Annotated in this window: 14 protein-coding genes; all 14 read right to left on the bottom strand. The window is 35.3% G+C overall.

Translation table 11 applies throughout. The features are described from left to right. Window positions 1-167 precede the first annotated feature (167 nt). Window positions 168-713, bottom strand: a complete 546-nt coding sequence (locus FY557_RS13190) for a peptidoglycan-binding protein LysM (protein WP_149247716.1) — start codon at window positions 711-713, stop codon at window positions 168-170. A 384-nt stretch (window positions 714-1,097) separates the two neighbouring features. Continuing rightward, a complete protein-coding gene (locus FY557_RS13185) occupies window positions 1,098-1,403 on the bottom strand; it encodes an antibiotic biosynthesis monooxygenase family protein (protein ID WP_149247715.1) in 306 nt (101 codons plus the stop codon). A gap of 33 nt (window positions 1,404-1,436) precedes the next feature. Beyond that, on the bottom strand, window positions 1,437-1,856 hold the full coding sequence (locus FY557_RS13180; protein WP_149247714.1) for a hypothetical protein: 420 nt from the start codon (window positions 1,854-1,856) through the stop codon (window positions 1,437-1,439). Window positions 1,857-2,854: 998 nt separating this feature from the next. After that, window positions 2,855-3,157, bottom strand: a complete 303-nt coding sequence (locus FY557_RS20640) for a PDDEXK nuclease domain-containing protein (RefSeq protein WP_410495974.1) — start codon at window positions 3,155-3,157, stop codon at window positions 2,855-2,857. Beyond that, window positions 3,138-3,269 carry a PDDEXK nuclease domain-containing protein gene (locus FY557_RS20635; protein WP_410495989.1) on the bottom strand — a complete coding sequence of 44 codons (132 nt, stop codon included), beginning with the start codon at window positions 3,267-3,269 and terminating at the stop codon, window positions 3,138-3,140. Before FY557_RS20635 ends, FY557_RS20640 begins: the two co-directional genes overlap by 20 nt. Beyond that, the gene (locus FY557_RS20630; RefSeq protein ID WP_410495973.1) at window positions 3,266-3,403 is read right to left on the bottom strand and encodes a DUF1016 N-terminal domain-containing protein; all 138 of its coding nucleotides are present in this window, start codon (window positions 3,401-3,403) and stop codon (window positions 3,266-3,268) included. Before FY557_RS20630 ends, FY557_RS20635 begins: the two co-directional genes overlap by 4 nt. Window positions 3,404-4,068: 665 nt before the next feature. Continuing rightward, window positions 4,069-4,614, bottom strand: a complete 546-nt coding sequence (locus FY557_RS13170; RefSeq protein ID WP_149247713.1) for a peptidoglycan-binding protein LysM — start codon at window positions 4,612-4,614, stop codon at window positions 4,069-4,071. A 938-nt stretch (window positions 4,615-5,552) separates the two neighbouring features. Further along, window positions 5,553-6,428: a hypothetical protein gene (locus FY557_RS13165; protein ID WP_149247712.1), complete on the bottom strand. Its 876-nt coding sequence runs from the start codon at window positions 6,426-6,428 to the stop codon at window positions 5,553-5,555. An 874-nt stretch (window positions 6,429-7,302) separates the two neighbouring features. Further along, window positions 7,303-7,797, bottom strand: coding sequence for a hypothetical protein (locus FY557_RS13160; RefSeq protein WP_149247711.1), 495 nt, complete (start codon window positions 7,795-7,797; stop codon window positions 7,303-7,305). 167 nt (window positions 7,798-7,964) lie between these two features. Further along, window positions 7,965-8,846 (bottom strand): NmrA/HSCARG family protein, encoded by an 882-nt coding sequence (locus FY557_RS13155; RefSeq protein WP_149247710.1) that lies wholly within the window; start codon window positions 8,844-8,846, stop codon window positions 7,965-7,967. A gap of 93 nt (window positions 8,847-8,939) precedes the next feature. Beyond that, window positions 8,940-9,518: a Crp/Fnr family transcriptional regulator gene (locus FY557_RS13150; RefSeq protein ID WP_149247709.1), complete on the bottom strand. Its 579-nt coding sequence runs from the start codon at window positions 9,516-9,518 to the stop codon at window positions 8,940-8,942. Between the two features lie 426 nt (window positions 9,519-9,944). Next, window positions 9,945-11,336 carry a hypothetical protein gene (locus tag FY557_RS13145; protein ID WP_149247708.1) on the bottom strand — a complete coding sequence of 464 codons (1,392 nt, stop codon included), beginning with the start codon at window positions 11,334-11,336 and terminating at the stop codon, window positions 9,945-9,947. 561 nt (window positions 11,337-11,897) lie between these two features. After that, complete coding sequence (locus tag FY557_RS13140) at window positions 11,898-12,443, bottom strand: peptidoglycan-binding protein LysM (protein WP_149247707.1); 546 nt, start codon at window positions 12,441-12,443, stop codon at window positions 11,898-11,900. A gap of 932 nt (window positions 12,444-13,375) precedes the next feature. Continuing rightward, window positions 13,376-14,800, bottom strand: coding sequence for a hypothetical protein (locus FY557_RS13135; RefSeq protein ID WP_149247706.1), 1,425 nt, complete (start codon window positions 14,798-14,800; stop codon window positions 13,376-13,378). Window positions 14,801-14,958 lie beyond the last annotated feature (158 nt).

The following is a 14,958-nucleotide window of genomic DNA, read 5'->3' as shown; positions in this document are numbered from 1 at the left end:
TCAGGTTTAAATGTCCAAAACATAAATTCTGCCTTACCGCTGACCGGTACTTATTCCCGGATTTTGAATGTTCTCTATACCGGTATCAATCCATACAAAATCGAAGGCCTCCTGCAGGAAGCCTTCGAAACACCAAATCACAAAATATTAATATGAAAAATTTTTATTTATAAAGCGGTTGCTGTATACGTTACGGTCTGCGTGTAGGTTCCGGCCGGTTTCCCTAAGATATCGGAAGACGATGATTTCGCTGCCGGAATCGTGTAGTCCAGGTTCAGGGTTAAGGCACTTCCAAGCGGAGCGTTTGATACTAAAGTCTGGTCCGTTGCCGATAAAACGACGGCACTTTTTGTTCCGCCCATTGTCCCGGCAGCGGTAGCAGCTTTAATGGTCAGAACATTGACAGGGATCAGGTTGGTTCCGTTCATGAAATTGGCACCCCCTGCTTTTACTTTTACATTGAAGTTCTTTGTAGAAGTCACTTTCAGAGAGTTGGCTTTGGTAACCGTCTGATCAGAGTTGTAATCCGCTGCCGTAGCATAGTTGAAGTCAACCGTGTTCCCGATGGCCGTGCTTCCCGCATCGATCGAGATGACATCATTTAAGGTAATGTTTACCGTTGTGGTTGCGGTCGTATTCTGAGCCTTGGCATTGTTGGTTCCTAAAATGAAGGCTCCGATGGTTAAGGCTGCGATGGCGAATTGTTTTATCATGACCGTATTATTTTTATTTTTTATTCTTGATTAATTGTCCTCTTTTGACATTACAAATCTACGGCGGCGGTAAAATTTTCTTTGTAGTGGAACATGGAAGTTCGTGTAGTAAAATAACTACACGTATAAGTTAATAGAAAAGCCCCCAACACTTAGAAAGTATTGAGGGCGTATATAAAGTACTGTTATTTCTATTATAAAGCTGACGTAATATAAATTACCGTTTGCGTATAAGTTTTCTTTAGGTTTTCACAAAAATATTTATAGGTTGGTCAATTGGTTATCATTGTTTTTTGGGATAACTCTATTTCTCTTATGACACTATTTCTTTTAAGTTAAGAAAAAAAATTACTTTTAATTATATCTATGGAATATCCTGAAGATCTACGCATTGCTAAGATATTCTACTTCGTAAAAAGTTTCCCTGCTCGGATTAAAGAAGGCAATTTTTTTTGAAATTTTGGATTTTGGTACAATTTCTTTAGCAAACTTTTCAAATGCGTCTTTCGATTCCCAAACTGCGTAATTAATTAGCCTGGATTTATCTTCGGTGCTAAGAATACGAGAAGATATAAAGCCCGGAGTTACACTGACTTCTTCTTTAAAAAAGCTTTTAATAAGCGAGTAAAGGATTTCAAAATCCTTTACTTCTATTTCAAAACGTACGATAACAAAGTATTTACCTTTCATTATTTATTGGTTCAGATTAATAATCTGTTTCATTCATCGAATTAATTCCCTAAATTTACGCTGGTTCCATTTTCTAGTAAATACCTTACCTTCTTCGAATCTATAGAAATAAGTCTCCTTCTCTCTTTCCCCGGGTCTTATAAGAGTAAAGCATTCCCCCTCTGGAAGTTCAATAATCTCATGGATTGTATTTGCAGGAACAAAATGAGACGTTCCTTCGCTTCTATGGTATAAAGAGGAAGTATAGCTTCCATCTTTATGGATCTCATAAATGCGTTCAACATAACTGCCTTTTAAAATATGAGTTGTAAAACTGAATGGATGATCATGTATATGTTCATTTGAATCTTTTTTGCTGAAATGATGAATCACCGCATCAAAGGGCAGACCTTTCAAATGGTGTTTCATAAATACAGCATTCATTTTTTCGCGTCTGATTTTTATAGTAATCATATGTATTGCAAGTCTTAATCTAATTTTTTATAAACTCGGATGAAAATGGAATCTGACATGTAGATTTCAGCACTGATCTTACATTGTATTATATAAAAGTAATAAAAAAATAAGAATTAATCATGGCCACCCATTTTTATTATGATACTCATTACCCACCATAATACTCCTTACCATCAACAGAAGCTCTGTTTTATTTTCTTGCTTACTGCCAGCGTTTTTTGATATTTTTTATATAGATTTTATTATATCAGGACTTAATGATAGCTGGGCATCGAACCGGAAATATTCTATTCATACAAAAACTAAAACGAAAAAAGTGATGAATTTTATAGTTTCGTTTCACTACTTTACAATCCTGTTAGCCATAGGATCTTCATAGTCTAATCAGTTTCTTTTCTGAATCAGACAAGTTCATTAATCGTATTGAGACATGAGTCGAAGTAAAAGACGATTTACCAAATTCAATATGAACGTCTTTATTTGAGGAATCAGTATTCAATCGATTTGGAATCGTAACTTCATCAGTTTTATTAAAAATTGATCTATAAAACTCTAATTCATTTGTCAATATAACAATACTGCGATATATCTTCTTGGAAAATATTGTATAGAATCCAATTATAATAAACGCATCTTCCATAAAATATAAATCAGCTTCCTGATAATGAAAACCTAAATTCTTTCTACCGCTTGTAAAAGTCGAACATTTTACATTAAATTTTTCTAAACATATTTTATTTTTAATATCGATCAATTTATGTAATTCTTTCCTAACAATCTTATGGGAATATGATCTGTCCAGGTAAATTAAAATAAAAAAAATAATGAAAACAAAAATTCCAATATAACTCATTGATTTATCTTTATGTGAATTAGGACTAATTTTTTAATTTTACTTCTGTCCATTTATATAACTTTCGCAAAGGTATTTTACCCTAATAATACATCCTTATAAACAGAAATAACGTTTTATGATACTATAAACAGTATTTTATTTAATCTTGATTGTCCAGATGAAATTTCACTCTGTCTGCTTCAATCAGCTGTAAATATGTTCGGTACTTACTTGCAAATAACTTCTCATTCTCTGATATTACAGAATACCTTACAAACGTTTCATCTTTTTCAGTGCATAGAATAATTCCTATTGTGGGATTGTCATCCGCTCCCTTTTTAAGATCATTATACATTCTTACATACATGTCCATTTGTCCTATGGCTTCATGGGTAAGCTTATGAGTCTTCAGATCAGCAAGTACAAAGCATTTTAGATAACCGTTATAAAATATAAGATCCACAAAAAAATTCGGAGGTATCAGTAATAATATGCTGCTGTCTTGCTACAAAGGCAAATCCTTCCCCCAACTCCATCAAGAACTTTTGAAGATGTGTTATTAAAGCCGATTCTATTTTCTTTGAAGTGTCCGGCTATTCCAGTTTCCTTCAATCGAACGTTCTATATACTGTATTCTATGTTCAGGATTTTCAGCCCTACTGATAATTCTGTAATGGGTCCAGCTCAATTCTGTACGCATGCGTTCCAAATTGGAAATGCTAAAAAAAGCCTATATATTATTAAGATTCCTCTCATTAAAGCCTTTCCCAAATTCCAATGATAGTTGTGCAGCAAGGTGTTTCAAACTGATTTATCATACTTAGCCGTAACTTACTGTCCTGCTCGTCTTCAATAATAAGCTTTCCAATTCCCAATACATTTTCAGCAATATCGTATTGCTGTTTCTGTAAACCTGGCTTTTACATCAATAATAATTTTTGTAATGAAAATGTAAAGCTCCTGATTGAACTGTGATCTTTCTATCATTTACCAAAATTACAAAATTTCTTTATCGTCAAGTTAAGGGACGTCGGATGGTTATCTAATACCAATGATGGACCTGATATAATAAAACACTCCAAACAATCAGCAATTGCTTTCATAAATTGCCAACAACTTATTAATCGTTTTTTTGGGATTGGATCACTTAAAAAAAAGATATAAAACGGCTTAATAAATGTACTAAATATTTGGTGTGATGTATAAATCAGGTTTAAGTGTCCAAAAACATAAATTCTGCCTTACCGCTGACCGGTACTTATTCCCGGATTTTGAATGTTCTCTATATCGGTATCAATCCATATAAAATCGAAGGCCTCCTGCAGGAAGCCTTCAAAACACCAAATCACAAAATATTATATGAAAAATTTTTATTTATAAAGCGGTTGCGGTATACGTTACGGTCTGCGTATACGTTCCGGCCGGTTTCCCTAAGATGTCGGAAGAAGATGATTTCGCTGCCGGGATGGTGTAGTCCAGGTTCAGGGTTAAGGCGCTTCCAAGGGGAGCGTTTGATACCAAAGTCTGGTCCGTTGCCGATAAAACGACAGCGCTTTTTGTTCCGCCCATCGTCCCGGAAGCGGTAGCGGCTTTGATGGTCAGAACATTGACAGGGATCAGGTTGGTTCCGTTCATAAAATTCGCACCCCCTGCTTTTACTTTTACATTGAAGTTCTTCGTTGAAGTCACTTTCAGGGAGTTGGCTTTGGTAACCGTCTGGTCCGAGTTATAGTCTGCTGCAGTAGCATAGTTGAAGTCAACCGTGTTCCCGATGGCCGTGCTTCCCGCATCGATCGAGATGACATCGTTAAGGGTAATGTTTACCGTTGTGGTTGCGGTCGTATTCTGAGCCTTGGCATTGTTGGTTCCTAAGATGAATGCTCCGATGGTTAAGGCTGCGATGGCGAATTGTTTTATCATGATCGTATTATTTATTTTTTTATTCTTGATTAATTGTCCTCTTTTGACATTACAAATCTACGGCGGCGGTAAAATTTTCTTTGTAGTGGAACATGGAAGTTCGTGTAGTAAAATAACTACACGTATCAGTTAATAGAAGCCCCCGACAATTAAAAGTATTGAGGGCTTATTTAAAATTGATATTACTTATAATGCAGTAGAAGTATCGTTTTTTGAGATTAAATATGACACATTATTAATGTTTGGAATTTCTGAAGGCGAAAAGTTTTCTTAACGAAATGGCTATTCATATTTGCTCATCTCATATCTTATCTGCTTAATCTGCAAACGTACCTCTTCATCAAATTGCTTATACAGGCTTCCAATATTACATAGCCCACATAACTTTATCATATTCTGCTTCATATTTTTCAAAGGCTTGATCCTCCTCTTTAATCCCAACTGTTTTTGTATAATTTTCATATGCAACATTTGCATTATCTATAAAATTTGATCGTACAGATACTTTGTCAGAAATAATACTAAATATTTCAGCGTCATAGCCGGTACTCTTGAAGTCAAAATATAACCTATTGAACTTAACAATATTAATGATGTACTGTTAATAATTTCAAGCTTACTGTTTATCTGTTCAAGAAAATTTTCTTTTAAATTCTGATTGATACCAGTTTGTAACTTATCATGATCAGCATACAGCACACTTAATTGTGGTAAGGCTACAGATAAATTGTATGCTGAATCATTGCAGTTTCTCCTGCCTGTAACTTTTTTACAAAAAATTGTTTTTTAGTTCTATTATTTCAAAGAGATATAAAATTTTAAGATATTGTTTTCTCAATTGTATTATTTTGCATTTTCATAATAATTACATTCGATTTTACATTTCTGATTGCTCCTTGAGGGGAAGCTCCAAATCCAGACTTTTGATCCGTTTAGATTTATACTTTTATACATTCTATTGTAATGTTCCTCACTTTATCTGCTCTGTTTCCTTTACTATCACTACTGTTCCCAAAATGTCTGTAATTTATGCCGGGCTCCAGGTAATCGATTATTAATAATTCGTTTGTGTTGGTATCATAAACACTACACTCAATAGTATAATTTTCTTTTGTCATGTCTGCATTGTAACTGAAGTATAAATAATCCCATTGGTCATAATGAGCGGTTACGCTATTTTCCTTCCTATAGATATCACGCCAATTGGTACTCTGGCATTTATATTCAATAGGTATATCTGTTTTATTAATGAACTTAATATTGGTATGCAGTACGTTTAATTCTTTTCCGAAATTTTGTTTTGAAATGTAAAAATGAAAGCTCCTTCCATCTAGTTTGCCAAATTCAAGACCAATAAAAGTAGTTGGTAATTTGTGTCCAATCAGTCTATCTATGCTGTCATACAGACTTGTTTCATAATACAAATAATAGTACTCATTGGCTTGTAATTGTTCGCTTTCAAATTCTTTTATAGCAACAGTATAAGGTCCGTTACCAACAAAGTACTGTTTTCTTAGATCGCCATTATCATGGATGTCACATCTGATTTCTATCTCTTGATTTTCCAGATTTTCTTGGGCTACATTCAATTTAATTAATGAATTGCTCATATTATCAAAATAGTATTCAACAAATCCATTGTTAATCGTTGCTATACGGTTTGCTATTGATACTATTTCTCGGTCGGTGAGAAGAAGGGCATTCGTGTCGTTTTGATGTTTGAAGGAATCTATCAGATCTATAAATTGATTTTGCGAGGGAACGTCTCCTGTTTCAAAAAATGCTTTTAATGTATTTTTATCTCTTATAGCCATGTTATTGTTTTTGTATTTGTTTATAAATTTGTTTTAGTTTCATGGATTTTTTTTGGAACTGCCATACTATTCTTGTTTTTCAGAGTTCAAAATTTATTCTTTTTGCCCCAATTAAAAGTTTTTTGATGGAGCTATTCTGTAGTTGAAGAAGCTTATATTTTTCAAGGCTAGATGATTTATTTCTAAATTTCAGATTCAAAATTCATATTTTTTTTATTCTTACAAAAGTTTTTTGAGCTCTCCAGTCTGTAGTTGCAGTAGCTTTATTTTATTAAAAATCAATTCATTTACGGTTTGGCTTCAAGGCCAAAATTCATATTTTATTTATTCCTACAAAAGTTTTTTGAGTTCTCCAGTCTGTAGTTGCAGTAGCTTTATTTTATTAAAAATGAATCGATTTACGATTTGGTTTCAAGGCCAAAATTCATTTTTTTTTACTCTTGTGAAAGTTTTCAGCCTTCTCTATTTGGTAGTTGCAGGAATTTAACGCAAGAGTATTGAAATGACGACACCTGTTTCAAACCGGAATATTTTACCCAGTAATGTCAATTACAAAAGAAAATGATAATTTACAATACGAAAGACTTCACGGAACAGTTTTATTCTCCGTTAACAAGCTTATTGATATACTAAAAGGAATCCTAAGAATAAAGACATAGAAAAACACGATTCCATACTTAGACCTTGCATAACAATATAAAGATGATCAGCTTACCCATCGTCTCAAAATAAAGGGAAATCGCCCAAAGTATGCCGCTAAAAAAAGAGCCCTGTGATTACCGGGCTCTTTTCTATATGATATTGTAGAATTTTGTCTAAACTTTTTGGAACAGTAAAAATTAATGCCTTATTTTTCCACTAAGACAGGATCATATTATTGTTTTGTAAAATTAATATATTTATCCCCACATTGTTTGAAGTGCTCAAAAGGATTCATATTATTGCCGGAGTTCTGCACAACAATTTTATCTTTTTGAAATAATCCGCCAATGCCCTCAAGACCTAAATTAATATCGCCGTTAGCAGTATATTTACCATCAATATTAACTTCTCCGGATTTGATAACTTTAGATCCGTCCAAAATTTGAAACTTTAAAGCATCTGATGTGCTTGATCCATTTGAAATTTCAATAGAAAATCTGCCTCCGTTACAATTGGACGCCACATACTTTCCGGGTACTGATTTTATAAACAGGTCCATCTCATTCTTTGATAATTGTACAATGGAGTCACCGTTTTTAGCCGGAACAGAAGTTTCCCGCATAGACAATGAATCAGCAGAATTTTCAACGGTGCCGGATTTTTTTTGTTCACATGATGTCAGACCGATGACACTCATCAAAAAAGTGGCTAAAAGAACTTTTTTCATAATTTAAATGTTAATATTTCCCGGTTACTTTGTCTAGTTTCATGCCGACATTTATAATTTTTTTTAATTATATATTACGTATTTATGAAATTTTTGAAGTAAGGCTAAGATTATGAAATCTCAGCCTCTTTTTTAATTTTATCGATAAGAAGAAATTAATCTATACTTTAAATTGCGTTTAGTTTAATCCAGTCATTTAACGATACAAACGGTTCTGTAGAAATTTCTTTGGCCTTCTGAACCTGGTTGTCCGAATTTGGCCCCATGTATGAGTATGCTTCAAAATACGCTAATAACTCAGCTACGCCTGCTGCTCCTTTAAAGAAGTCTGAAAAAATCTCTGCCGGAACATATGTGAAACTGTAGTCTTTCCCGTTAGCTTTGAAAACTTCCAAAACATCATTGAAACTATTTAATTCTGCCGCCAAAGATAAATAGCTTCCGTTACCCACTTTATCCGGATTTAAAAATGCACCAGCAACCACTTTCCCCAGATCATTAATATCGGCCATATGGATTACTTTACGAGTGGGATCAATCGGTAAAGTCCAGCCGATGGAACCGTCCTGTTGCTGCTGCGGAGCTGTGTGTCCTTTGAAGTTTTGAAAATAAAAAGGGGGTTGAACAAATGTGTAATTTTCAAATCCGGCATCTTTTACTAAATGATCAACTTCTGCTTTTCCGGTAAATTGAGGGACTACAAACTGCCCGTTACTTATTTTTTCAACATTTGGTAAAGTAGACCAAACGAAATGATTTACATTAGATGTTTTTGCAGCTTCAATAGCCATCTTCCCTTGCATTAATTCATCTGCTCCTTCCCAAAAATTAGTCACCACAAATACTCCGTAAGCATTTTCAAAAGCATTGGTTAATGACTCAGGATCCGTTAGATCCGCTTGTACTGCTTCGTCAGCATTTCCCTCATATTTATCCAGATTTCGCGTAATTGCCCTAACCTTAAAAGAACCCTCCCTTTTTAAAGCATTTACCACTCCGTTACCCTGCATACCAGTCGCACCAACGACTGCAATTATTTTCTTATTCATTGTGAACATTTTATAAATTAACAATGACACAAAAATAGAAGTGATGGATCGTATTTACCCATAAGGTAGTTTAAGAAAGAGCCTTAATATAGATTAAGATTTAACAATCTTCTTACGGATGGTACTGAGAAATTCTGGTGTTACACCCAGATAGGAAGCTATCTGAACGTTAGAGATCCTATTGAAAAAATGAGGATACCTTTTTGAAAAGTCAAGGTAACGATCCTCTGCAGTGGAGCTGATGTTATCAAGAATTCTATGATGAGCACTGACCAAAGCATTTTCTGTAAGAATCCTGAAGATTTTATTAAATTGAAGGTTATCGTCAAAAAGCCTAATTTGATCTTCTTTTTTTAACTGAAGGACCATTGAATTCTCCAGGGCCTCTATGTACAACCTACTCGGCTCCCCGGAATAAAAGCTGCCAATATCCGTAATCCACCAATTCTCAACAGCAAATTGCAGATTATGTTCTTTCCCTTTCTCATCTATCATATACATTCTGAAACAACCTTCAACCACAAAAGTATGATGCTTACATATATCGCCTTTCTGAAGGATAAAATGCTTTCTTTTCACTCTTAGCTCCCGAAACGCTTCCTTCACAATAAATTTTTCCTCCTCATTTAAAGGAAGATACTTTTCAAAATAGTTTATTAATGGATTTAACATACTGTATTTAATTCGGATTGCAAATTACTTTTTTTATACATTAATTATTTATCCAATGATTTGATTTCTTCTAAATCATCATTCCAGCTGTTAGAAGTATATATTTATGTTAATCAATATATTAAATAGCTCTACTGTTTTATTAATTTGCTTATTGTGTAATTGAAGTCATCTTGACTTTACTGGAAAACATTTGGCAGTAATCTATTTAAAAATCAAAAAGTCGGCACACATCTTATTCACAAACTATTCATCTTTTTTTTGAGATTATAATTCTACTACACATATATCAGGTTCCAAGTTCTACCTCTTTTCATACTTTACACCTAAAAGTAAAATTATTACCGTTATTCGTACGAGAAGTTAAAGTCCTTTTTCTTCACCGGTCTTTGTACTTTTATACTATTTTATAAAAACATATGGAACTTATTGCACATAGTTTAATATAAAATTTTGTGATCCGGCTTTTTTTACATAGGCAGTACTTAAATGTATAAAATAATTTGTATTTAAAGTTAGGTATAACATTCTGCCAGAAAGTATTGAGCTATGCCAGGATTTATTAACTAAAGTTTTATCATTTACAGGCTGGTTCATAAGAGACGGATTAGGTATGGCGTCCATCCAATTATTAGCTGAAGTATTAATCTGCATCCATACATGGCCCATTCCCGAATCATTATAATTAGTATCCTGGTCATATTCCCAGTTTGATTGAATCTGGTACCATCCCGTTTTTCCTACAGTATAAGGTCCGGATACAGAGTCCTGATAATAGTTAAGGACTCCGGCATCTAAATTATTCCATGTATATACGGTGGAAGGTGCAGTTAATCCTGATAATGATTTCCATGATCCTTTTCCACTGACATCACTCGTCAAAACTTTATTATCACCTTCTGTTCCATCTAAAATTTGAATCGCTGCATTAGGCACACTACTAGTTATTACCAGCTTAGGATAAACAGCTCCAAACCATGAAACAAAAGTAGGACTGTCAATAAGGATCTGTTGTGTCCTATTAGAAATTTTCATAACAGAATTGTAGGTCCCGTTTTCGATCGAACCCAACTGAAGTTGATTACCGCCTGTAAATCCGGTTGGATTATTGACGTGCCTGATATACATCCCTTCCGTGGTAGAGTTCTGACCTTTATAAAACACAATAGACCCATTATTGTTATCCGGATTGGACGCATCAGTGGGTGTTGTAGACTGAAAATAGAGCGTGGGACTGTCATGATGCATAAATATATTGCCGTTTTCAACATGCAGTTTTTCAGCTGGTACATTGGTCCCGACACCTACTCTATTATTTAATGCATCTACGGACAAGGTAGTGTCATCTACCGTGAAATGGCTGGTACCGCCGGTAGGACTTGCACTAAATGCCAAAGTTTTATCTGACATGGCTACGGTACGGTTAGCCGTCAGGGCACCGTCACCGTTATAAATATCATTGCTGTTCCCGGTACTTCCTGCATTTCCTGTGGTTACTTTCAGCCAACCCGTTCCGTCAAAGAAATAATAACCAACAGTATTGATATTGGCCGTCTGTCCGGCCGGAGAACCATTGGCTGCATCTGTCACATAGATTAGGGCTCCAGCCTGGGCTGCTCCGTAAGCCGAGGCTTTTGCATTCAGATCGGCAATGGTGAGGCGCGGGGCAATCAATCCTTCTGCGGTGGTGGCTGATATGCCGGTAGTACGGGCAGCCACATCCAGCGTTGCCGCCGGTGATTGAGTGTTTATACCTACTTGCCCGAATATGGAAAGAGAACAAAGGCATAAAGCCCCGGTAATCATGCTGGTTTTCATCCTATAATAAATTTCCGCAAATATATCAATATAAAGATGACCATCCCTATTTTTTCGCTAATTTATTGACTATCAAAAACAAAATTTAAATAATATGGTTTTGGTGAAATTTAATAGTCACAATTTAAATTCCCTTTAGACTTGGACAGCTTAAATATCTTCTGGATGAAAAGAAAATCTATATAATACGGAACCCTGCAAATCATGAAAAATAACGAAAGGCAGGCATAAATAGAATAAATAGATTACCTATTCCATTTATTCCATATAACAAAGCTATTCAGTTGTATATTTTTCACCAGATCTCTGGAAAGCAATGCAGCTAGTTTTGTTTTTTCTGAACTAAAGTCTAAACTGTTTAAATATCGTTTTTTGAGATTTGATAATGCATAAATCAGGTTTAAATGTCCAAAAACATAGATTCTGTCTTACCGCTGATCGGTACGTATTCCCGGCTTTTTCATTTCTCTACAGCAGTATCGATCCATACAAAATCGAAGGCCTCCTGCAGGAAGCCTTCGAAACACCAAATCACAAAATATTAATATGAAAAATTTTTATTTATAAAGCGGTTGCGGTATAAGTTACGGTCTGTGTATACGTTCCGGCCGGTTTTCCTAAGATATCAGATGATGATGATTTCGCTGCCGGAATCGTGTAGTCCAGGTTCAGGGTTAACGCGCTTCCAAGCGGAGCATTGGAGACTAAAGTCTGATCCGTTGCCGATAAAACAACAGCGCTTTTTGTTCCCCCCATGGTTCCGGAAGCGGTAGCGGCTTTGATGGTCAGAACATTGACAGGGATCAGGTTAACGCCGTTCATGAAATTAGCACCCCCTGCTTTTACTTTTACATTGAAGTTCTTCGTTGAAGTCACTTTCAGGGAGTTGGCTTTGGTAACCGTCTGGTCCGAGTTATAGTCTGCTGCCGTAGCATAGTTGAAGTCAACCGTATTCCCGATGGCCGTACTTCCCGCGTCGATCGAGATGACATCGTTAAGGGTAATGTTTACCGTTGTGGTTGCTGTCGTATTCTGAGCCTGAACATTGTTGGTTCCTAAGATGAAGGCTCCGATGGTTAAGGCTCCGATGGCGAATTGTTTTATCATGATCGTATTATTTATTTTTTATTCTTGATTAATTATCCTTTTGACATTACAAATCTACGCCGGTGATAAAATTTTCTTTGTAGTGGAACATGGAAGTTCATGTAGTAAAATAACTACAGGATGATTCATTTGGCTTCAACAGAAAAAGCCCCCAACACTTAGAAGTGTTGAGGGCTTATTTAAAATTGATATTACTTATAATGCAATAGAAGTATCGTTTCTTGAGACTAATAAAAGAATTACTTTCTATTAAAATTCCTACTTTAGTACAGATCACAATAGTTAAAAGGTAAAAAATTTACTTCCTGAAAAACCCGAAATGCCCCATAAAAAAAACGCCTTTACGGCGTTTTTTTTATAAACTTAAGAGTCTCCATTTAATTCCTGGTTATAATGTGGATAGAATGGATGATTACGGAGCCATCGGCAGCTCCTACGGCTATTCCCAAGGATTTAGAACACGACAGTTATAGCAAAAGGTAATTCTCTCCTGAAAGTAATCTTAACAATCATTAAATTTTGGATATTTACTGGGTAGAGTATTCATCTCTTTAACAATAGAAATGACTTTTGGGTACGAAACCTACTCATTCATTAAATAATTCTCGATTAAAAATGTAATAAGATACCTTATAATTAACAACTTCTCCCTGAATAAGATCGACATATAATTTCTTTTTATATACTCCAAAAAAATAACTTGATAAAATATATACTGCTTTTTTTATCTCTGTAGATTCCGGAAGCTTTATCTTATAAAACTCTTCAATTTCACTTTTTATAAGATGTAAAAAACCATGTTTACTAGAATTCATAATGATAATAAGTGATGTTTTTAAACTATGCCTGATAACTTTGATTCAAAAGCTCTATATAACACCATGGGCAGAAGTCATAAAAATTGTTTCTGATACAATAGACCAGTTACCCATTTAGTTTAAATTTACCCACCCGTAAGTAGGGGTTGATGAAGTTTGAATACAGCCCTGAAATATCCCCGTGCCTGCGGTTTTCACATATTGAATTGTTCCTTCATTGGCACTGTTACAGGTGGAAGTGGTAGACAGCACGGCTATTTTTACAGTACCGTTAACCTGTAACTTTGCGTCGCTGGCTGTTGTCTCAAAATTATCAATATCAATACCCGTCTTCCCGTTTCTTAAAATTGTGAAGGCATCGCTTTTTGAGCCGAAGCCATTCCCTACGAGAAAAAGTCTTTTCGAGGAATTGGTTAATGCATTTGGCTGTGGAGAAGTTTCAGCAGTGTTATTATATCCTGTCATTACAGCAAACATGCTTTCAGGAGAAAGATTATTACCCAAGGCAAGAGAAAAATTTCCTGACGTGACATTCTGGTCACCGATAGCAACGGAATTAACGGCAGATAAAGTATTAGCTGTCCCAAGCGCACTGGTACGTACACCGTTGGCCGTACTTGTATTGGCTTCTCCGATAACATACGATCTGGATCCGCTAAGATTATTATTTAAACCAATAGCTACCGTCGACACTGCAGCAGCATTATTTCCCGTGCCTAGTGCTACTGAAGATCCATCAGATATATTAGTTGAACCAATGGCAACTGAATTATTCCCGGTTGCTTTATTCACAAAACCTATTGCGATCGCACCAGAATTTGTTGCAGATGAATTGATGCCTGCCGTGAAGGCTCCTAAACCAGATGAAATATTACCCGCCCCCAAAGATGTACTTGCATCTCCTGAGGCACTATTCATGGTTCCGGCAGTAAAAGAATTCTTTCCCAGCGCTCCCAGATTTGCTACCGTTAATCCATTTGATGTTAATAGATTATTATAGGTGCTGGTTCCGGTAAAGATTTCGTTCAGATTTTCAGGATTCCAGGACGCATCTAATCCGTACTTGCCCGGAGTGCCATAATTTCCCGCCGGAGCACCAATGAGCTTCCAATAAAAGTTACTGGCTGACAGGTTAGGCTTTCTTTCAAAACCGGACGGAAAAATATAAGTCTGATCGTCTATAAATTTTTGCCAAAAAGTTCCGTCAAAATAATAATATCCGATGGATGTTATATTTGTCCTTTGGGAAAGATTATCTCCTCCGGTGATATCTGTAATATAAACAATTGTACCTTTCTGATCAGAGCCGTACAGGAGATTCCCCTTGGCACTTAACTCTTGTCTGGAAAGTCTTGGAGCCTGGATTCCGGTAATATCACTCAATAAAAGAGCTCCTGAAGAATCCCTTTGCCCGTTGACATCTAATGTAGATTTAGGCGTTACCGTATTGATACCGACACGTCCTGTCTGAGCTGGAGATAATGAACTTATACCAATGATGCAATTCAAAATTAAAGCTGACTTTACTTTGGTTCTCATATTCTTTTTTTTAATTTAGTTTAAATGTTAAGTACTGCAATCGTTAATGTAGATTTATAGTTTTTGTTTTTTTATAATGCCTAAACTATCATCAAATCAATCCAATGAAGAACAGTGGCATCTTTCACTGAAATTATAGACAGACAATTTTCTAAAAT

It is taken from the genome of Chryseobacterium sp. SN22 (assembly GCF_008329705.1).
Classification (GTDB): domain Bacteria; phylum Bacteroidota; class Bacteroidia; order Flavobacteriales; family Weeksellaceae; genus Chryseobacterium.
Note: the sequence above shows the minus strand (reverse complement) of the source record. Positions and strands in the feature narration are given on the sequence as shown.

Coding starts and splice junctions, on each gene's coding strand:
- FY557_RS13155 (WP_149247710.1), bottom strand. CDS start 8,846: ATGAATAAGAAAATAATTGCAGTCGTTGGTGCGACTGGTATGCAGGGT.
- FY557_RS13170 (WP_149247713.1), bottom strand. CDS start 4,614: ATGATAAAACAATTCGCCATCGCAGCCTTAACCATCGGAGCATTCATC.
- FY557_RS13180 (WP_149247714.1), bottom strand. CDS start 1,856: ATGATTACTATAAAAATCAGACGCGAAAAAATGAATGCTGTATTTATG.
- FY557_RS13140 (WP_149247707.1), bottom strand. CDS start 12,443: ATGATAAAACAATTCGCCATCGGAGCCTTAACCATCGGAGCCTTCATC.
- FY557_RS13135 (WP_149247706.1), bottom strand. CDS start 14,800: ATGAGAACCAAAGTAAAGTCAGCTTTAATTTTGAATTGCATCATTGGT.
- FY557_RS13190 (WP_149247716.1), bottom strand. CDS start 713: ATGATAAAACAATTCGCCATCGCAGCCTTAACCATCGGAGCCTTCATT.
- FY557_RS13185 (WP_149247715.1), bottom strand. CDS start 1,403: ATGAAAGGTAAATACTTTGTTATCGTACGTTTTGAAATAGAAGTAAAG.
- FY557_RS13165 (WP_149247712.1), bottom strand. CDS start 6,428: ATGGCTATAAGAGATAAAAATACATTAAAAGCATTTTTTGAAACAGGA.
- FY557_RS13160 (WP_149247711.1), bottom strand. CDS start 7,797: ATGAAAAAAGTTCTTTTAGCCACTTTTTTGATGAGTGTCATCGGTCTG.
- FY557_RS13150 (WP_149247709.1), bottom strand. CDS start 9,518: ATGTTAAATCCATTAATAAACTATTTTGAAAAGTATCTTCCTTTAAAT.
- FY557_RS13145 (WP_149247708.1), bottom strand. CDS start 11,336: ATGAAAACCAGCATGATTACCGGGGCTTTATGCCTTTGTTCTCTTTCC.